This window comes from Kitasatospora sp. NPDC056327 (genome assembly GCF_042261735.1).
Classification (GTDB): Bacteria; Actinomycetota; Actinomycetes; order Streptomycetales; family Streptomycetaceae; genus Kitasatospora.
Map to the genome: position 1 here is coordinate 15,285 of NZ_JBHJRC010000053.1, position 19,767 is coordinate 35,051.

15 protein-coding genes are annotated in these 19,767 nt (G+C 73.8%); 10 read left to right on the forward strand and 5 right to left on the reverse strand.

What is annotated here, in order from left to right:
- Window positions 1–44 precede the first annotated feature (44 nt).
- Both ACFCX4_RS11005 and ACFCX4_RS11010 read right to left on the reverse strand, forming a co-directional pair.
- Window positions 45–1,199, reverse strand: a complete 1,155-nt coding sequence (locus ACFCX4_RS11005) for a glycosyltransferase (protein ID WP_376140677.1) — start codon at window positions 1,197–1,199, stop codon at window positions 45–47.
- Window positions 1,200–1,396: 197 nt separating this feature from the next.
- Window positions 1,397–1,837, reverse strand: coding sequence for an SRPBCC family protein (locus tag ACFCX4_RS11010; protein WP_376140679.1), 441 nt, complete (start codon window positions 1,835–1,837; stop codon window positions 1,397–1,399).
- Between the two features lie 137 nt (window positions 1,838–1,974).
- Between ACFCX4_RS11010 and ACFCX4_RS11015 the strand changes: the two genes are divergently transcribed.
- Entirely contained in the window at window positions 1,975–2,868 is an 894-nt protein-coding gene (locus ACFCX4_RS11015; RefSeq protein WP_376140681.1) for a HipA family kinase, read from the forward strand.
- A gap of 176 nt (window positions 2,869–3,044) precedes the next feature.
- Here the strand turns inward: ACFCX4_RS11015 and ACFCX4_RS11020 are convergent, their stop codons facing one another.
- The 3 genes from ACFCX4_RS11020 to ACFCX4_RS11030 form a co-directional block, all read right to left on the reverse strand.
- The gene (locus ACFCX4_RS11020; protein ID WP_376140683.1) at window positions 3,045–4,535 is read right to left on the reverse strand and encodes a S8 family serine peptidase; all 1,491 of its coding nucleotides are present in this window, start codon (window positions 4,533–4,535) and stop codon (window positions 3,045–3,047) included.
- A gap of 302 nt (window positions 4,536–4,837) precedes the next feature.
- Complete coding sequence (locus tag ACFCX4_RS11025) at window positions 4,838–5,908, reverse strand: amidohydrolase family protein (RefSeq protein ID WP_376140685.1); 1,071 nt, start codon at window positions 5,906–5,908, stop codon at window positions 4,838–4,840.
- A gap of 186 nt (window positions 5,909–6,094) precedes the next feature.
- Complete coding sequence (locus ACFCX4_RS11030; protein ID WP_376140687.1) at window positions 6,095–7,594, reverse strand: glutamine synthetase; 1,500 nt, start codon at window positions 7,592–7,594, stop codon at window positions 6,095–6,097.
- A 538-nt stretch (window positions 7,595–8,132) separates the two neighbouring features.
- Between ACFCX4_RS11030 and ACFCX4_RS11035 the strand changes: the two genes are divergently transcribed.
- From ACFCX4_RS11035 to ACFCX4_RS11075, 9 genes are all read left to right on the forward strand, one after another.
- Entirely contained in the window at window positions 8,133–9,908 is a 1,776-nt protein-coding gene (locus ACFCX4_RS11035; protein ID WP_376140689.1) for a 3-hydroxyacyl-CoA dehydrogenase family protein, read from the forward strand.
- Between the two features lie 179 nt (window positions 9,909–10,087).
- Window positions 10,088–11,002 (forward strand): TetR family transcriptional regulator, encoded by a 915-nt coding sequence (locus tag ACFCX4_RS11040; protein ID WP_376140691.1) that lies wholly within the window; start codon window positions 10,088–10,090, stop codon window positions 11,000–11,002.
- Window positions 11,003–11,361: 359 nt separating this feature from the next.
- Entirely contained in the window at window positions 11,362–12,732 is a 1,371-nt protein-coding gene (ccrA, locus tag ACFCX4_RS11045; protein ID WP_376140693.1) for a crotonyl-CoA carboxylase/reductase, read from the forward strand.
- 10 nt (window positions 12,733–12,742) lie between these two features.
- Window positions 12,743–14,770: a protein meaA gene (locus ACFCX4_RS11050; protein ID WP_376140695.1), complete on the forward strand. Its 2,028-nt coding sequence runs from the start codon at window positions 12,743–12,745 to the stop codon at window positions 14,768–14,770.
- Window positions 14,771–14,789: 19 nt separating this feature from the next.
- Window positions 14,790–15,749, forward strand: a complete 960-nt coding sequence (locus tag ACFCX4_RS11055) for an HpcH/HpaI aldolase/citrate lyase family protein (protein ID WP_376140697.1) — start codon at window positions 14,790–14,792, stop codon at window positions 15,747–15,749.
- 31 nt (window positions 15,750–15,780) lie between these two features.
- Window positions 15,781–16,284, forward strand: coding sequence for a MaoC family dehydratase (locus ACFCX4_RS11060; protein ID WP_376140699.1), 504 nt, complete (start codon window positions 15,781–15,783; stop codon window positions 16,282–16,284).
- Between the two features lie 195 nt (window positions 16,285–16,479).
- Window positions 16,480–17,694, forward strand: coding sequence for an acyl-CoA dehydrogenase family protein (locus tag ACFCX4_RS11065; RefSeq protein WP_376140701.1), 1,215 nt, complete (start codon window positions 16,480–16,482; stop codon window positions 17,692–17,694).
- A gap of 472 nt (window positions 17,695–18,166) precedes the next feature.
- Window positions 18,167–18,859: a phosphatidylserine decarboxylase gene (locus ACFCX4_RS11070; RefSeq protein ID WP_376140703.1), complete on the forward strand. Its 693-nt coding sequence runs from the start codon at window positions 18,167–18,169 to the stop codon at window positions 18,857–18,859.
- A complete protein-coding gene (locus tag ACFCX4_RS11075) occupies window positions 18,846–19,724 on the forward strand; it encodes a CDP-alcohol phosphatidyltransferase family protein (RefSeq protein WP_376140705.1) in 879 nt (292 codons plus the stop codon). The genes ACFCX4_RS11070 and ACFCX4_RS11075 overlap by 14 nt, the downstream gene beginning before the upstream one ends.
- The last annotated feature ends 43 nt before the right edge of the window (window positions 19,725–19,767 follow it).

Below are 19,767 nucleotides of genomic sequence, written 5' to 3' on the forward strand. Positions count from 1 at the left end.
ACGGCAGCGCCGGAACGGCGGGGCATTCACGGCATGTGAAACGATCAGATCCGCTGCGGGACACGGGCGCGGCGCCGCCCCGGCACCGGACCGGCCCCCAGCAGGTCGCGGTAGAGGGCGTCGACCTGTTCGACCACCGATCGAACGTCATGGCGGGCCGCGGCGTGCTCGCGCAGCCTGGCTCCGCGTCGCTCGCAGTCGATCGGATCGGACAACGCCTCCGCCATTCGGGTGATGAGCGCGGCGACGTCCTCGGACGGCACCAGGGCGCCCGCGCGTTCGGACGGCGGGAGGCACTCGCGGGCCCCGGGAACGTCGGACAGCAGCACCGGCCGGGCACAGGCCATCGCCTCCAGCGGGGCCAGCGCCATGCCCTCCCAGCGCGAGGGCAACACCACCAGATCGGCCGCGGCCAGCCAGGGCCGCGGATCCACCACGTCACCGACCAGCCGGACCCTGGAGGGGTCGGCGCCCTCCCGGACCATGGCGGCCAGCCGGGCCTCCTCCGGACCGCCGCCGACCAGCGCCAGCCGGGCGGCCGGCACCCGGCGCTGCACCTCGGGCCAGGCGGTGAGCAGCACGTCCTGCCCCTTCTGGCGGCAGAGCCGGCCGACACAGACCGCGAGCGGGGCGGCCGGCTCCAGGCCGAGCGCGATCCGGGCCGCCCGGCGGTCGGCCGGCGCGTAGTGGCGGACGTCCACGCCGTTGGGCACCACCGCCCAGTCGGCGTGCAGGCCCGCCGCGACACCGTCGGTCCGCTCCTGGACCGAGACGCAGAGCAGCCGGTGCGCCCAGCGGGTCGCGTACCGCTCCCAGCGCAGGGTGGCCGCGGCCACCGCGCCGTCCACCGCGGCGAAGGACCAGGCGTGCGGCTGGAAGACGGTCGGCACCGCGCCGCGCACGGCCAGCCGGCCGGCCAGTCCGGCCTTGGCGCTGTGCAGGTGGAGCACGTCGGGCGCGGCGGCCCGGACGATCCGGCGCAGCCGCCAGGCCTCGGCGGCGGTGGCGGGGCCCGGCGAGCGCCGGGCGGGCCAGTCCTGGACCAGCGCGCCGACCGCGGCGGCCTCGTCGGCCAGCCGCCCGCCGCGCGGGCAGGCGACCAGCACCCGGTGGCCGGCCTCGCGCTGGCCGCGGACCAGATCGGTCACGACGCGGGCCACCCCGCCGTCGACCGGCTGCGACATGTGAAGGATCGTCATATGCACGGCGGCGAGCCTAGGGTGGCCGCGGTGCGTCGGGGGGCGTCGTCACCCGCAGGTGGCGGGGCGTCCACCCGTACGGCGTGCCGCTCGTACGGGTGGACGAACTCGTCGAATTCCTGGACGAGTTGAGGGGAGGGTCCGGAGGACCGGAACCGGGTGGACCCCCGGTGGGCCCCCGTCGTCCCCGGTGGGCCTCAGCGGACCTCGGCCGCCAGGGCGGTGAGCACCTGGTCGTGGATCCGGTTCAGGCCCTTCGGCGCGAAGGTCCGCTCGAAGAAGCCGCCGATGCCGGTCGCGCCCTGCCAGGTGGCGGTGACGGTGACCCTGGTGCGGCCCTCGCCGGCCGCGGCGACGGTCCAGGTGATCACCATGCTGGAGTTGGCGTCCTTCTCCACCAGCTGGTCCGGGCGGGGCGCCGAGACGGTGAACAGGCAGTCGCGGATCCGCTTCTCGGTGGCCTGGAGCTTCCAGTGCACCTGGGTGCCCGCGCCGGTGCCGCCGACCCGGACCTCGTACTCGCTGTACTGCGCGGGCAGCAGCTTGGGGCGGGTCACCCGGTAGTCGGCCAGGGCGTCGTACACCCGCTCGGGGGCCGCGTCGTAGACCCGCTCGGTGGTGGCCTGCACCTGTCCCATGGTCGTGCTCTCCTTGTAGGTCGTCCGGCACCGGGCTCGCGTCCGGGTGGTCTGGTCACCGGCCAGCAAATCACAGCGTGCCCCGTGCACCGGGCGGCGCCCTCCGCCCCGGCCGGACACGCCCTAGAGTGGCGGGTGTGCTCGAACAGGTGACAGCAGTGCGCTACGTCGACCCGCTGCGGGCCGGCGGTTCCGTCCCCGGCGTGGTGGAGACCGACGACCTGGGCACCTACGTGGTGAAGTTCACCGGGGCCGCCCAGGGCCGGAAGGCGCTGGTGGCGGAGGTGATCGTCGGGGAGCTGGCGCGCCGGCTCGGCCTGCGGGTGCCCGAGCTGCGGCTGGTCGACTTCGATCCGGCGGTCGCCGAGGCCGAGCCGGACGCCGAGATCCAGGACATCCTGCGGGCCAGCCGGGGGCTCAACCTCGGCATGGACCTGCTGCCCGGCGCCCGTGACTTCACGCCCGGCATGATCGGGGTCGATCCGGCCGAGGCGGGCCGGGTGGTCTGGCTGGACGCGCTCACCGGGAACGTCGACCGGACGGTGCACAACCCCAACCTCATGGTCTGGCACGGCAGGCTCTGGCTGATCGACAACGGCGCCGCGCTGATCTTCCACCACCGCTGGCCGGCGGCCGGGGCGTCGGTCGGCAGGCGCTACGACCTCAGCGGCCACGCCCTCGGCGGGTACCGGCCGGACGTCCGGCTGGCCGACGAGGAGCTCGGGCCGCTGGTCACCGCCGGGCTGCTGGAGGAGGTGGTGGCGCTGGTGCCGGACGCCTGGCTGGCGGACGAGCCGGGGTTCGGCTCGGTCGGGGAGCTGCGCCGCGCCTACGTGAACCACCTGGCGGCGCGGGCGGTGCTGTCGGCCGAGTGGCTGCCGGAGGGGTTCGCGACCCCGGAGCAGCTGCGCGAGGCGGAGCGGCGGCGGGCCGCGCGGACCAGGGCGGGCCGGCCGGCCTGGCTCCAGGACGTGCCCGACCTGCACGGCAGGCCGTCGGTGGAGACGGTCCGGGGGCGCCACTTCGAGTAGGCCGCGGCCCCGGCCGGTACGGGTCCGGGCACGCGGACGGGGGCGACGGGCGCGGCCACGCGGACCGGCGGCCATGCGGACCGGCGGGCGAACGGGGGCGGACACGCGGACGGGGGCGGGACCGTGGTCCCGCCCCCGTCGGTGCTTCAGGGTGTCGTCAGCCGGTCAGCCGCGGCTCACCGCCACCACTGGACCGCCTTCTCGGCGTTGATGATGCCGGCGCCGTAGAAGCCGTTGTCGTTCACGCCGCCCTCACAGGTGGCGGCCCAGGTGCCGGCGCCGCCCGGGTTGTACGGGCCCGACGGGCACGCGTGCGACTCGGCCTGGTTGGTCAGCAGCTCGGTGAGCTCCTCGGCGCTGGCCCACGGGTGGGTGCCGGCGAGCAGCGCGAGCACGCCGGCGGCGTGCGGCGAGGCCATCGAGGTGCCCTGCATGTAGCCGTACTTGCCGCCGGGGATGGTGGACAGCACGCGGCCGTTCTTGTCCGGGGTGTTCGGGATCTGGTACAGGCGGTCGCCACCGGGGGCGGCGACGGTGACCTTGTTCTTGCCGTAGCTGGAGTAGTACGACTTGTCGCCGTTGACACCCACGGAGGAGACCGCGACGACGCCGTCCAGCTCGGTCGGCAGGTTCAGGCAGTCCTGGGTGATCGGGCGCTCGGCCGGGGTGGTGTCGTCCGGGCTGGCGACGTCCTTGGTCTTGTGGGCCAGGTCGATGTTCTCGTTGCCCGCGGCGGCGACGTTGAGGACGCCCTTGCGCTGCGAGAACTCGACGGCGCGGCGGACGGCGGTGGTGATCGCCGCCTGGTCCGCGTCGTTCTGGCAGTTGAACATCCACGGGTCGACGAAGTAGCTGTTGTTCGTGACCTTGAACTTGTGCTCGCCGGCCCAGACGAAGCCGCAGATGGCGTACTCGGGGTAGATGAAGCCGCCGTCGTCGACGACCTTGACCGCGGCCAGCTTGACGTTCGGGGCGATGCCCTCGATGCCCTTGCCGTTCTTGGCCGCGGCTATGGTGCCGGCCACGTGGGTGCCGTGGGCGCCGTCGACGCCCGGCTGCCACGCGTCCCAGGCGGTGTTCGGCTTGCCGCCGTCGATGCAGGAGACCGACTGCGAGGCGTCGACGTTGGCGGCGAGGTCCTCGTGGGTGCCGTCGATGCCGGAGTCCAGCACGCCGACGGTGACCTTGTTGCTGCCCAGGGAGAGCTTGTGGGCCTTGTCCACGCCGATCTGGCGCATGTCCCACTGGTTGGCCCAGTAGGGCTCCTCGCCGGAGGCGGCGGCGCCGGTCGGCTCGGCGGCGACCTCGGCGGTGCGGTCCTCGGAGGCGGTGATGCCCTTGGTGCGGCTGGCACCGACCGACTCGACGCCCTTGGCCTGCCGCAGCTTGGCCGCGAACCGGGTGTCGGTCGAGCGGGCGATCACCACGCCGATCTGCTCGTAGGAGTACACGACGGTGCCGCCGAGGGTGGTGATCGCCTTCTCGACCTTCTGCACCTGACCGTGGTTGGCCTTGGTGTTGACGACGTAGCTGAGCAGCGGACCGGTCGTCGGCTCGGCCCCGGAGGCGGCGACGGCGGTGCCGGACGGCAGCGCGAGGGCGCCGGCGGTGGCGAGGACGAGGCCGACCGCCGCGTACCGGGTCCGGCTGATCCGAGGAACACTCATAGGGGTTGGCCCTCCCGAGTCGTCATGCAGCAACTGCGGTTGGCAGGTGCATTTGGAATGATCGGGACGCTAGTGAACAAGTGTTGCAATCCGCAAGAGGCAGTCACCCAATCGTCATAAGTCGGCCACCCGCGGAAGGTAGGGCTCCGCTTCTGCCGGGCAGCACGGGACGACCGGACGACAGCGGGCGCACACCGCGTCGGGAGGCACACCCTAGTCAGGGCTGCCGACCTGGGAACAGGCATCCGGGGCGGCCGGAAACGGCCAGTGGCGGATGGCCGCCATCGACGGGCGGCGAACGGTCAGATCGCGTACAGTCGGCGGGCGTTCTCCGCCGCGATCCCGCGGGCCAGCCGCTCGGCGTCGGCCGCCGTGCAGGCGCCGTCGGCGCGCCAGCCGTCCAGCAGGGTGCCCAGGCCGTGCCGGAACTGCGCCGCGCCGACCAGGTACAGCTCGGGCAGGCCGTAGGCGTCCGTGGAGAACAGCAGCTTGCCGAACGGCACCAGCTCCAGCATCTCGCCGAGCACCGCCGCCACCCGGGGGCCGACGTAGGAGGCGGTCAGGCCGAGGTCGGCGTACACCAGCGGGAAGGCCTGGGCCAGCCAGGCGGCCTGGCGGTGGTACGGGTAGCCGTGCAGCAGCACCAGGGGGACGCCGCTCGGCTCGGCGGCGCGCACGAAGCCGGCGAGCAGCGACGGGTCGGCCCGGTGCAGGGTGAGGTCGGGGTCGCCGAAGCCGGTGTGGAGCTGGAGCGGCAGCCGCAGCCCGGCGCAGACCTCCAGCGCCGCCCGGAGCAGCTCGTGCAGCAGCACCGGGTCGGCGAGCCGGCCGCCCCCGGCGCGCTGCCGGCGGTCGGCGGCGGCCGTCACCGCGGTGGCGGACGGGCGTTCGGCAGGCACCGCCAGACCCGTTCGGTAGGCCACCACCGACTTCACCGCGACGGCGCCGGCGGCGGCCGCGGCCAGCGCCTCGCGGACGGCCCGCGCCCACTCCCCGGGCGGGGCGGCGACGCCCTCGGCGACCGTCTCCAGCCGGACCACCTCGCGCACCCGGGCGCCGGCCGCCGAGGCGAGTTCGCCGAGCGGCAGCAGGGGCCGGCCGGCGGCGGCGGTCAGTCCGGTGTCGACCAGACAGGTGTCCAGGCCGGCGGCGGCCAGCAGACGGCGGGCGGCCTGGGGGGCGCCCAGCTCGCGGCGCCGGGCCAGGTACTCCCCGGCCGGCGCGTGGGCGGGCAGCCCGAGTGCGGGCGGGCACCAGCGGCGGACGGCGAGGCCGAGGGCGCTGTCGAACGGCGAGGTGCCGGGCGCGGGCGGGCGGTCGGACTCGGTCAGCAGCCCCGCCAGGGCGTCGTCGGGGAGTTCGGCCGTCAGCACGCTGTGGCAGTGGTGGTCGACCAGGGCGGGGAGGTCCAGCGGGGGCTCCAGGGCGTGTCCGGCGGTGTGCGGCGGCTCGGTGGACGGCGGACGGCGTGCGGTGGGGGCGTGCGGGGCGCGCGGGACGACGGCCGGGCACCCCGCCCGACGCCGCGCGCTCGTGCGACGCGAGCTGTCGGGCAGGCCCTAGTACCGCCAGCGGGTGGCGGCGGCCAGCTGTTCGGGGGTGGCGTCGGCGTACTGTTCGGCCTCGGCGCGGCGGACGGCCAGGACCGCCTCGTACAGCGGCTCGCCGAGAGCGTCCCGGAGGACGGCGGCGCCCCGGTAGGCGGCGAGCGCCTCCGCCGGGCCGGCCGGCAGCCGGGGGACCGTGCCGGGCTCGGCCTCGGCCGGGTCACCGGTGAACTCCGGTGGCAGGGCGAGCCGTTGGTCGAGGCCGGCGAGACCGGTGGCGAGCACGCCGCCGACCGCCAGATAGGGGTTGGCGGTGGCGTCGAAGCACTTGATCTCGGCGTTGGCCGTGGCGGCGCGCTCACCGGTGGAGCCGGTGACCAGCCGGAGCGCGGCCTCCCGGTTCTCCAGCCCCCAGCACTGGTAGGCGCCGGCCCAGTGCGAGGGGACCAGCCGGAGGTAGCCGGCCGGGCTGGAGCAGCCGAGCACCAGCAGTTCCGGCAGCGCGCCGAGCACGCCGGCCAGGAAGCCCTCGGCCTCGGCGGTGAGGCCGTGCGGGCCGGGGCCGCCGTGGGCGAGGTTGCGGCCGTCCCGCCAGAGGCTGAGGTGGAGGTGGCCGCCGTTGCCCACCGCACCGGCCTCGACCACCGGGGCGAAGGAGACCCGCAGGCCGTGCCGGGCGGAGACGGCGCGGACGGTGTGCCGGATCAGCACCGAGGTGTCGGCGGCCTCGACCGGGCCCTCGGGGGCGACGGACACCTCGAACTGGCCGGCCGCGTACTCGGGGTGGATCTGGAGCACGGTCAGGCCCTGCTCCCCCAGCGCGCGGAGCACGTCGCGCAGGTAGTCGGAGAGCTCGGTGAGCCGCTGCATGCCGTAGGCCGGGCCGGCCGTCGGGTAGCGGGGCTCCTCCTGCGGGGCGCCGGCCAGTGCGACCACCCACTCGACCTCGATCCCCGCCTTGAGCGTCAGCCCGCGCCCGGCGGCGGCGGCGACCGTCCGGCGGGCGAAGAGCCGCTGGCAGCCGGGGTGCGGTGCGCCGCCCTGGGTGTAGCGGTCCCCCGGCGCCCAGGCCCAGCCGGGCTGGGCGGCGAGCGGGACGATCCGCTCGACGTCCGGGTAGAGCCGCAGGTCCCCGGTGGGTCCGCCGATCAGCGGGCTGGTGACGATGGTGTCGTCGGCGAGGAAGACGTCGAAGCACGGGGCCGCGCCGACGCCCCACTGGGCCGCGTGCACGAGGCCGCCGAGCGGCACCCCCTTGACCCGGGCGACGCCGGCGTTGTCGACCCAGGTGACGGCGACCGCCTCGACCCCGGCGGCGCGCAGCCGGTCGGCCGCGGCCCGGGCGCGCTCCCCGCGCTCGGCCCGATCGTGCCGGGGCGACAGCACGGCCTCGCCGGCCCCGGGGGCGGACGGCGGCGCGGCCTGCGCGGCCTGCGCGGCCTGCGCGGCGGCGGACCCGCCGGACTCGGCGGACGGCTCGGGACGACCCGGGGCGACGGTTCCGGTGCTCATGGCCCCATGCTTCCCGGCCCCGCCGGGGCCCGTAACTCCCCTATCGAGTGGTCCGAACGGACGTCCGTCCACGCCGCCACCCGGACGAGTGAGAACCCTCCGCCGCGGCGGAGGAAACCGTGGCCACCGCCCCCCTTCCTACCGATCGGTAACTTCGCTACAGTGTCCGCACGCACCACCGCCGGGCCTCGGGAGCCGCACCGGCGGGGGCGCCGTCCGCCGTGCGGGACTCGCGCGGAGCGGCCGGCGCGTGGGGTGCGTTCGTTCACCGGCCGGTGCCGCGGACCGCGGCCCGGGCCGGGCTTCCTCCTCCGTGTCCGGAGCCGACCGGCCGTCCGGAACCGCCCCCCTCGCCCGGCGAGCTCCGGGCACCGGACGCCGTACGCCCGGGCACCACGGCACACCCGCAGCACCGCCGGAGCGGACCGGCGGCCGCGCGGTGGCCGCAACCGTCATCTCCCCGTCCCGCGCGCGGACCCTCCTCCGAAGGCGCGCCCCGGAGCGCGCGCGGACCTTCCATGACAAGGAGTCAGGACAGATGGAGCGTCCCTTCCCCACGGTCGCCGTGGTCGGACTCGGCACGATGGGCACCGGCGTCGCGGTCGCGGTCGCCAGGAGCGGCCGCCGGGTGATCGGCATCGAGGCCGACGAGGCATGCGCGGCCCGGGCGCTGGCCCGGATCGAGGAGTCCACCGCGCGCGCGGTGGACCGCGGCCGGCTCACGGCCGCCGAACGGACCGGGCTGCTCGCCCGGATCGCCGTCGGCCACGCGCTGGAGGCCGCCGCCGGGGCCGACCTGGTGATCGAGGAGGTCCCCGAGCGGCTGGAGCTGAAGCGGGAGGTCTTCGCCGAGCTGGACCGGATCTGCCCGGCCGCGACCGTGCTGGCCACCGGCACCACCGCCCTGTCGGTCACCCGGATCGCCGCCGCCACCACCCGCCCCGACCGGGTGCTCGGCCTGCACTTCTTCAACCCGGTGCACTCCATGAGGCTGGTCGAGGTGGTGCGCACCGTGCTCACCTCCCCGGGGACGGCCGAGGACGCCGCGGCCTTCGCCCGGGAGCTCGGCAAGGAGCCGGTGGCCGCCGGCGACCGGGCCGGCTTCGTGGTCAACGGCCTGCTCTTCGCCTACCTCAACCAGGCCGCCGCGATGTACGAGTCCAGGTACGCCACCCGGGAGGACATCGACGCCGCGATGCGGCTCGGCTGCGGTCTGCCGATGGGCCCGCTGGAGCTGCTCGACCTGATCGGCGTGGACACCGCCCGCACCGTCCTGGAGGCGATGTACGAGCAGTCCCGGGACCGGCTGCACGCACCCGCGCCGGTCCTCGGCCAGCTGGTCGCGGCCGGGCTGCTGGGCCGCAAGAGCGGCCGGGGCTTCTACACCTACGAGGCCCCCGGCTCCTCCCGCGCCGTCGACGCGGTCACCGGCCCGGCGCGGCCGGGGACGCCCGGCCGGGAGGTGCGCACCATCGGCGTCTGCGGCTCGGGCACCATGGCCACCGGCATCGTCGAGGTGTTCGCCAGGGCCGGCCACCCGGTGCTGCTGGCCGCCCGCAGCCGGGAGAAGGCGGAGCGGGCCAAGGCGCAGCTGGCGAGGTCGCTGGAGCGCTCGGTGGCCCGGGGCCGGCTGACCGGGGAGCAGCGCGACGCCGCGCTCGGACTGGTCTCGCCGGTCGGCCGGTACGACGAGCTGGCCGGGGCGGACCTGGTGGTGGAGGCGGTGGCCGAGGACCTCGCGGTCAAGCGGGAGCTGTTCGCGGTCCTGGACGGGATCGTCCGGCCGGGGGCCGTGCTGGCCACCACCACCTCCTCGCTGCCGGTGATCGCCTGCGCCTCGGCCACCTCCCGGCCGCAGGACGTGGTCGGCATGCACTTCTTCAACCCGGCGCCCGCGATGCGGCTGGTCGAGGTGGTCTCCACGGTGCTGACGGCGCCGGACGCCACCGCGACCGTGCTGGAGCTGTGCGCGAAGGTCGGCAAGCACCCGGTGGAGTGCGGCGACCGGGCGGGCTTCGTCGTCAACGCGCTGCTCTTCCCCTACCTGAACGACGCGGTGCGGATGCTCCAGGAGCACTACGCGACGGTGGACGACATCGACACCGCGATGAAGCTCGGCTGCGGGTACCCGATGGGCCCGTTCGAGCTGCTGGACGTGGTCGGTCTGGACGTCTCGCTGACCATCGAGCAGGTGCTGCACCGGGAGTTCCGGGAGCCGGGTCTGGCCGCCGCGCCGCTGCTGGAGCACCTGGTCGCGGCCGGCTGCCTGGGCCGCAAGACCGGCCGCGGCTTCCGCGACCACGCCCGCCGGTGACCGCCCCGCCGCCCCACGGGGGGCAGCCCGCCCGGCCGCCGTTCCGCCCGGAGCGGGCCGGCTGGAAGCCGGGCGCCGTTCCGGCGCACCGGCCGGCGCCGGTCGCGGGCGGTCCGTTCCTCCCCGCCCGCCGGACGAGGCCCGCGGCGCCGGGGCCGGGGACGTGTAGCGTTCCGGGCATGGATCGGGTTCAGTCAGTCTCCCCGCAGCAGTCCGTCCCGGCGCGCGACGGCCGGGCGTCCGGGACCGCCCCGGCGGGTCCGGACGGCGGCCCGGGCGGGCGCCGGGCGGCCGCGCAGCGGCAGCAGATGCGTCAGGACCTGGCCACCGCCGCCATGGAGCTGTTCGCCTCCCAGGGCTACGAGGAGACCACCGTCGACCAGATCGCGGCGGCGGCCGGGGTGGCCCGGCGGACCTTCTTCCGGTACTTCCGGTCCAAGGAGGAGGCGATCTTCCCGGACCACGACGACACCCTGGTCCGGGTGGCCGACCTGCTGGCCAGCGCGGAGCCCGAGGAGCACCCGCTGGACGTGGTCTGCCGGGGCATCAAGGAGGTGCTGCGGATGTACGCCTCGACGCCCGGCGTCTCGGTGGCCCGCTACCAGCTGATCCGTCAGGTCCCGACGCTGCGCGAGCGGGAGATCGCCGTGGTGGCCCGTTACGAGCGGCTGTTCACCCGCTACCTGCTGGGCCGTTTCGACACCGCCGGGGAGATCCCCTCGGGCTGGCAGCGGGCCGGCGAGGACGACTCGATGCTGGCCGAGGTGTCGGCGGCGGCCGTGGTCGCGGCCCACAACCACGTGCTGCGGCGCTGGCTGCGGGCGGGCGGGCGCGGTGACGTGGAGGAGCAGCTGGACCACTCCTTCGAGGTGATCCGGCGGACCTTCTGGGCGGCCAGCGCGCCGGGCGCGCGGCGGCGCGGTGCCCTGGTGGCACCCGGTGCCAGTGCGACGGGTGCGGAGCCCGCGACGGCGAGCGGACCGAGTGCCGGCCCCGGAGGTGAGGTGCTCATCACAGTCACGCGCACCGACGCCCCGCTGGAGCTGGTGGTGGATGCCGTGCGGGCCGCCCTGGAGGGCGCCAAGCAGGCCTGACGGCAAGCGTTTTCGCAGGCCGCAAGCGGTTTCCGGGCCCGTGTCGAACGATCGGCACGGGCCCTTTCCATGCCCTCCGGAGGCCCCTCGGAGGGCATCCCGGCCCGGCCGAATTGCTGGCACCGCGTGTCTTTACGAGTGGCACAGGGTGCCACTACCTTGTTACTCACCAGTCGCGGCGCCGCGGCTCCCCACCCGGCGCGCCGTCGTACCGGCGCTCCCCCAACCCCGGGAGCGACCCACCGCAGTGCCAGGCCGACGAGCCACCCGTCCACCACCCCGTTCAGCGAAGCCGGTGTCCGCTCCCGGCTCCCCCAGACGCCCTGTGCCCTCACACAGGTACGCCTTCGGAGGCAGCCATGAAGGAAATCCTCGACGCGATCCTCAGCCCGGACAGCACCTCGGCGGACCTCGCCAACGTGAGGCTGCCGGAGTCCTACCGGGCGGTCACGCTCCACAAGGACGAGGAGCAGATGTTCGCCGGCCTCGACAGCCGCGACAAGGACCCCCGCACGTCCCTCCACCTCGACGAGGTCCCGCTGCCCGAACTGGGCCCGGGCGAGGCCCTGGTCGCCGTGATGGCGAGCGCCGTGAACTACAACACCGTGTGGAGCTCGATCTTCGAGCCGGTCTCCACCTTCGGCTTCCTGGAGCGCTACGGCCGGCTCTCGCCGCTCACCAGGCGCCACGACCTGCCGTACCACGTGGTCGGCTCCGACCTGGCCGGCGTGGTGCTGCGCACCGGCGCCGGGGTCAACGCCTGGAAGCCGGGCGACGAGGTGGTCGCGCACTGCCTGTCCGTCGAACTGGAGTCCTCCGACGGCCACAACGACACGATGATGGACCCGGAGCAGCGGATCTGGGGCTTCGAGACCAACTTCGGCGGCCTGGCCCAGCTGGCCCTGGTCAAGACCAACCAGCTGATGCCCAAGCCCGCCCACCTGACCTGGGAGGAGGCCGCCTCCCCCGGCCTGGTCAACTCCACCGCCTACCGCCAGCTGGTCTCGCAGAACGGCGCCGGCATGAAGCAGGGCGACAACGTGCTGATCTGGGGTGCCAGCGGCGGGCTCGGCTCGTACGCCACCCAGTACGCGCTGGCCGGCGGCGCCACCCCGATCTGCGTGGTCTCCAGCCCGCAGAAGGCCGGGATCTGCCGGGCGATGGGCGCCGAGGCGATCATCGACCGCTCGGCGGAGGACTACCGGTTCTGGAAGGACGAGCACACCCAGGACCAGCGCGAGTGGAAGCGGTTCGGCGGGCGGATCCGCGAGCTGACCGGCGGCGAGGACGTCGACATCGTCTTCGAGCACCCGGGCCGGGAGACCTTCGGCGCGAGCGTCTACGTCACCCGCAAGGGCGGCACCGTCGTCACCTGCGCCTCCACCTCCGGCTACATGCACCAGTACGACAACCGGTACCTGTGGATGTCGCTCAAGCGGATCGTCGGCTCGCACTTCGCCAACTACCGCGAGGCCTGGGAGGCCAACCGGCTGATCGCCAAGGGGCGGATCCACCCGACCGTCTCCAAGGTCTACCCGCTGGAGCAGACCGGCCAGGCCGCGCTCGACGTGCAGCACAACCGGCACCAGGGCAAGGTCGGCGTGCTCTGCCTGGCCCCCGAGGAGGGCCTGGGCGTGCGCGACGCCGAACTGCGGGCCCGGCACCTGCCCGCCATCAACCTGTTCCGCGAGCTGGACGACCGGACCGTCCGGTCCGGCCGGGACGCCTGAGGCCCGCCCGATGACCGATCAGAAGCGCGACCGCCCCTGGCTGATGCGCACCTACGCCGGCCACTCGACGGCCCGGGACTCCAACGCCCTCTACCGGCGCAACCTCGCCAAGGGCCAGACCGGCCTCTCCGTCGCCTTCGACCTGCCCACCCAGACCGGCTACGACTCCGACCACGTCCTCGCCCGCGGCGAGGTCGGCCGGGTCGGCGTGCCGGTGGGGCACGTCGGCGACATGCGGACCCTGTTCGACGGCATCCCACTCGAACGCACCAACACCTCGATGACCATCAACGCCACCGCCATGTGGCTGCTCGCGCTCTACCAGGTGGTCGCCGAGGAACAGGGCGCCGACGTCACCTCGCTCACCGGCACCACCCAGAACGACATCGTCAAGGAGTACCTGTCGCGCGGGACGCACGTGTTCCCGCCCGGCCCCTCGGTGCGCCTGATCACCGACATGATCGCCTACACGGTCGGCAGCATCCCGAAGTGGAACCCGATCAACATCTGCAGCTACCACCTCCAGGAGGCCGGGGCCACCCCGGTCCAGGAGATCGCCTACGCGATGTGCACGGCGATCGAGGTGCTGGACGCCGTCCGCGACTCCGGCCAGGTGCCGGCCGAACGGATGGGCGAGGTGGTCGGGCGGATCTCCTTCTTCGTCAACGCCGGTGTGCGGTTCGTCGAGGAGATGTGCAAGATGCGGGCCTTCGGCCGGCTCTGGGAGCGGATCACCCGGGAGCGGTACGGCGTCGAGGACCCCCGGCAGCGCCGGTTCCGCTACGGCGTCCAGGTCAACTCGCTCGGCCTGACCGAGGCGCAGCCGGAGAACAACGTCCAGCGGATCGTGCTGGAGATGCTCGCCGTCACCCTCTCCAGGGACGCCCGCGCCCGCGCCGTCCAGCTGCCCGCGTGGAACGAGGCGCTCGGCCTGCCCCGCCCCTGGGACCAGCAGTGGTCGCTGCGGATCCAGCAGGTGCTCGCCTACGAGTCGGACCTGCTGGAGTACGGGGACATCTTCAACGGCTCCCCGGTGATCGAGGCCAAGACCGACGAGCTGCTGGCCGGCGCCGAGGCCGAGATCGCCAAGGTGCTGGGGATGGGCGGGGTCATCCCGGCCGTCGAGTCCGGCTACCTCAAGTCCGGCCTGGTCGCCTCGCACGCCGCCCGCCGGGCGCGGATCGAGTCCGGCGAGGACCGGATCGTCGGGGTCAACTGCTTCGACACCACCGAGGAGAGCCCGCTCACGGCCGACCTCGACAGCGCGATCATGGTCGTCGACCCGGCCGCCGAGCAGTCCGTGCTGGCCGGCCTGGAGGCCTGGCGCGCCCTGCGCGACGAGGCCGCCGCGCTGACCGCGCTGGCGGAGCTCAAGGCCGTCGCCGCCACCACCGGGAACCTGATGCCGGCCACCCTGGCCTGCGCCCGCGCCGGGGTCACCACCGGCGAGTGGGCGTTCGCCCTGCGCGAGGTGTTCGGCGAGTACCGCGCGCCCACCGGCGTCGGCGGCGCCCCGGTCGCGGTCGCGGCCGAGCCCGGCGGCGAGCTGACCGCCGTCCGCGAGGCGGTCGCCGCGACCGCCGCCGAGCTGGGCGCCGGCAAGCTGCGGCTGCTGGTCGGCAAGCCCGGTCTGGACGGGCACTCCAACGGCGCCGAGCAGATCGCCGTCCGGGCCCGGGACGCCGGGTTCGAGGTCGTCTACCAGGGCATCCGGCTCACTCCCGAGCAGATCGTCTCGGCCGCCGTCGCCGAGGACGTCCACTGCGTGGGCCTGTCGATCCTGTCCGGTGCCCACACCGAGCTGGTGCCGGACGTGCTGCACCGGCTGCGCCGGGCCGGGGTGGAGGATGTCCCGGTGATCGTGGGTGGCATCATCCCGGCAGCGGACGGCGAGGCCCTGAGGGCCTCCGGCGTCGCCGCCGTGTTCACCCCGAAGGACTTCGGCATCACCACCATCATCGGCCGGATCGTGGACGAGATCCGGCTGGCCAACAGGCTCCGGCCCTGGACGCCCGCCCCGGCCACGACCACCGGCTGACCCGGAAGGACCCCACCAGATGACCACCGACCGACTGCGCCCCCGCCGCTCCTGCCTCGCCGTCCCGGGCTCCAACCCGCGGTTCCTGGAGAAGGCCCAGGGCCTGCCCGCCGACCAGGTCTTCCTCGACCTGGAGGACGCCTGCGCCCCGGCGGTCAAGGAGAGCGCCCGGCACGGCATCGTCGACGCCCTGAACAACGGCGACTGGGCCGGCAAGACCCGCGTCGTGCGGGTCAACGACTGGACCACCCACTGGACCTACCGCGACGTGATCACCGTGGTCGAGGGCGCCGGCCCGAACCTCGACTGCATCATGCTGCCCAAGGTCCAGGACGCCGAGCAGGTGAAGGCCCTCGACCTGCTGCTCACCCAGATCGAGAAGACCATGGGCTTCGAGGTCGGCCGGATCGGCATCGAGGCGCAGATCGAGAACGCCAGGGGCCTGATCAACGTCGACGCCATCGCCCAGGCCTCGCCCCGGCTGGAGACCGTCATCTTCGGCCCGGCCGACTTCATGGCGTCGATCAACATGAGGTCCCTGGTGGTCGGCGAGCAGCCGCCCGGCTACGGCGCCGACGCCTACCACTACATCCTGATGCGCATCCTGATGGCCGCCCGGGCCAACGACCTCCAGGCGATCGACGGCCCCTACCTGCAGATCCGCAACCAGGAGGGCTACCGCGAGGTGGCCGGCCGCGCCGCCGCGCTCGGCTTCGACGGCAAGTGGGTGCTCCACCCGGACCAGGTCGCCGCCGCGAACGAGATCTTCTCGCCCTCCCAGGACGACTACGACCACGCCGAACTGATCCTGGACGCCTACGACTGGTGCACCTCCGAGGCCGGCGGCTTCAAGGGTTCGGCGATGCTCGGCGACGAGATGATCGACGAGGCCAGCCGCAAGATGGCGCTGGTGATCTCCGGCAAGGGCCGCGCCGCCGGTCTGCAGCGCACCTCCAAGTTCGAACCCCCGCAGGCCTGAGCCCCTCCGAGACCCGAGGAACCCATCGATCATGCAGTTCGGACGCACCTACGAGGAGTTCGAGGTCGGCGCGGTGTACAAGCACTGGCCCGGCAAGACGGTCACCGAGTACGACGACCACCTCTTCTGCCTCCTCACCATGAACCACCACCCGCTCCACCTGGACGGCAACTACGCGGAGCGGACCACCGACTTCGGCCGCAACGTCGTGGTCGGCAACTACGTCTACTCGCTGCTGCTCGGCATGTCCGTCCCGGACGTCTCCGGCAAGGCGATCGCCAACCTGGAGATCGAGTCGCTGCGGCACGTCGCGCCGACCTTCCACGGCGACACCCTCTACGGCGAGACCACGGTGCTCGACAAGTGGCCGTCGAAGTCCAAGGACGACCGCGGCATCGTCCACGTGGAGACCAGGGGGTACAAGCAGGACGGCACGGTCGTCTGCGTCTTCCGCCGCAAGGTCATGGTGCCGACCGCGGCCTACACCGCGGCGCGCGGCGGCGAGCAGCCGGGCCGGCCGGTGCCGCTCTCCTGACCCTCCGGTCCCCCCCTCATGAGAAAGGGGACTCCCGGGCAGGGAATCCCCCTCCGGACCCCGGACGGGCCGGCCGCCGTCATCGGCCGCGCCCCCACCCGGTTCACGGGGGCTCCGCGGAAGCCACGCCCGCGGAGCCCCCGTCCCCCACCCTCCGATTTTCAGTCGTTTTCCCGGCATGACAGGAGCCGCACGATGGGACGCCTCGCACAGACCGAAGGCCTCACCGAGATCCAGCGGGACATCCTCGCCACCGTGCGCGAGTTCGTCGACAAGGAGATCATTCCGGTCGCCACCGAGCTGGAGCACCGGGACGAGTACCCGGCCGCGATCGTCGAGGGCATGAAGCGGCTCGGCCTCTTCGGCCTGACCATCCCCGAGGAGTACGGCGGCCTCGGCGAGTCGCTGCTCACCTACGCCCTGGTGGTGGAGGAGATCGCCCGCGGCTGGATGTCCGTCTCCGGCATCGTCAACACCCACTTCATCGTCGCGCACATGATCAACGCGCACGGCACCCGGGAGCAGAAGGAGCACTTCCTGCCGAGGATGGCCACCGGCGAGGTCCGCGGCGCCTTCTCGATGTCCGAGCCGGGTCTGGGCTCCGACGTCGCCGCGATCACCACCAAGGCGGTCCGCGAGGGGGAAGGGGAGGGCGCGTCCTACGTCCTCAACGGCCAGAAGATGTGGCTGACCAACGGCGGCACCTCCACCCTGGTCGCGGTGCTCTGCAAGACCGACGAGGGCGGCTCCACGCCCTACCGGAACATGACCACCTTCCTGGTCGAGAAGACCCCGGGCTTCGGACCGAACCCGACCGTCCCCGGCCTCACCGTGCCCGGCAAGATCGAGAAGATGGGCTACAAGGGCGTCGACACCACCGAGCTGGTCCTGCAGGACGTCCGCGTCCCGGCCGACCGGGTCCTCGGCGGCGTCCCCGGCCGCGGCTTCTACCAGATGATGGACGGCGTCGAGGTCGGCCGGGTCAACGTGGCCGCGCGCGGCTGCGGGGTCGCCCGCCGCGCCTTCGAGCTGGGCATCGCCTACGCGCAGCAGCGCACCACCTTCGGCAAGCGGATCGCCGAGCACCAGGCGATCCAGTTCAAGCTCGCCGAGATGGCCACCAAGGTCGAGGCCGCCCACCAGATGATGGTCATGGCCGCCCGCCGGAAGGACGGCGGGGAGCGCAACGACCTGGAGGCGGGCATGGCCAAGTACCTGGCCTCCGAGTACTGCAAGGAGGTCGTCGAGGACTCCTTCCGGATCCACGGCGGCTACGGCTTCTCCAAGGAGTACGAGATCGAGCGGCTCTACCGGGAGGCCCCGATGCTGCTGATCGGTGAAGGTACTGCGGAGATCCAGAAGATGATCGTCGGGCGCCGGCTGCTGGAGGAGTACCGCATCGCCCAGTGATCCGCGCGCCGCACGGGCCGCCGGACGACGGGCGTGCGGGCCCGTCCCCGGCACCGCGCCGTGCCCCTGCCCGGTGGCCCGGTCAGCCCCGGGTCCGGCACGGCCGCTCCGGAGCGGCCGCAGGGCGTACAGCTGCTGTCACGCGCCCCGCGGCCGCTCCGGCATCCCCCTGCCACGCCCTCGACGGGCCCGGCGGGCAGTCCCCCGCGCCCGCTCGGGCACCCTCCCGCGCCCGGCTGAGACAAGCGTCACCAGCTTCGCCCGGTCCCTTGGGAACCGGAGCGGGGGGAGCTACGGTCGTATGGAAGGGGTGCACCTGCGCCCCTGGCAGGACACATGAACGAGCAGGCGGGTTGCCCACCCACCGTCTGCTCCCGATAGCATCCACCGGGACAGCAAGACGTCCCTCTCTTACCCGATCCCGCGGTGGCCCCCGTCCAGCGGCCATGATCCCCCGCGACAAAGGTCTTCGATGCCCATCAGCCCGTCCCCTCACACCTCCGTCACGGACCGCGATGCCCTCGCACCCACGACGGCCGGTCGTCGGCCCCGCGTGACCATCGCGCGCGGTGCCACCCCCTGGTTCGTCCCCACCCTCGCCACGGCCGCCGTGACCACCGCCCTCACCCGGCGCAGCGGCAAGTGGGCCCTGGCGGCGGTACCCGCCTGTGCGCTCGGCGCCGGCATGCTGTGGTTCTTCCGCGACCCCGAGCGTGAGATCGGCACGGGCAGAGTGATCTCCCCCGCCGACGGCGTGGTCCAGAGCATCGACGCGTGGCCGGACGGCCGGACCCGCGTGGCGATCTTCATGAGCCCGCTCAACGTGCACGTGAACCGGGCCCCGCTGCCCGGCACCGTGACCTCCGTCGAGCACGTGGCCGGTGGCTTCGTGCCGGCCTTCAACAAGGACAGCGACCAGAACGAGCGGGTCGTCTGGCACTTCGACACCGAGCTCGGCGACATCGAGATGGTGCAGATCGCGGGCGCCGTGGCGCGCCGCATCGTGCCGTACGTGGACGCCGGTACCAAGGTCGAGCAGGGCGACCGGATCGGTCTGATCCGGTTCGGGTCCCGGGTCGACACCTACCTGCCGGCCGGCGTCGAGGTCGGCGTCGAGGTCGGCCAGAAGACCACCGCCGGGGTGACGCGCCTTGACCGTGACTGATCCTGAGACGATCGTCGGCCTGGACGACGAGGAGACGGCCCTGCGCCGCCGCCGCTGGGCCCGCGACCGCGAGCTGCGCGCGCCGCGCTCGCCGCAGCACCTGTCCACCGCCGACTTCCTGACCCTGGGGAACGCCGTCTGCGGCTTCCTGGCGATCTACTCGATCACCACCGGGGTGCTCGTCCCGCACATCACCAACCCGGACGCCGCGCCGGACAAGCACAGCGCCGCCACCGCGGTGACGCTGCTGCTGATCGGCTCGATGTGCGACCTGTTCGACGGGCTGGTGGCGCGCAAGCTGCGCTCCTCCGCGCTCGGCGCCGAGCTCGACAACCTGGCCGACCTGATCAGCTTCGGCATCGCGCCGGCCTACTTCGTCGCGGTCTGGGGCATGGTCTCGCCCGGCTCCAACAGCCGCCTCTCGGCGCTGATCGCGCTCACGGTGCTGCTGGCCGTGGTGCTGCGGCTCGCCCGCTTCTCGGCCGTGAAGATGCGGCCCGGGGTGTTCCAGGGCATGCCCTGCCCGATGGGCGCGATGACGGTGATCGCCATCGTGCTGCTCGACCCGCCGTTCCTGCCCGGTCTGCTCGCCATCTTCGGCGCGGCGTACCTGATGGTCAGCCGGATCGAGTACCCGAAGCCGCAGGGGCTGCTGGCCACCGCGACGCTCTGCTGGATCGTCCTGTCGATCGGCTGCCTCGCGGCCTGGGCGACCGGCGCCCCCGGCGGCGACACCCTGCTGCACGTCGGCGCCTTCGCGCAGATCACGCTCGCCGCGATGGCCCCGCTGCTGGTCATCCGCCGCAAGGTGGGGCAGAAGGTCGGCGACGTCCGGGCCCGCCGCGCGGAGTCCCGGATCGGCTGACGGTCCGCACCGGACACACGGAAGGGCCCGGCTCCCCTGGGGG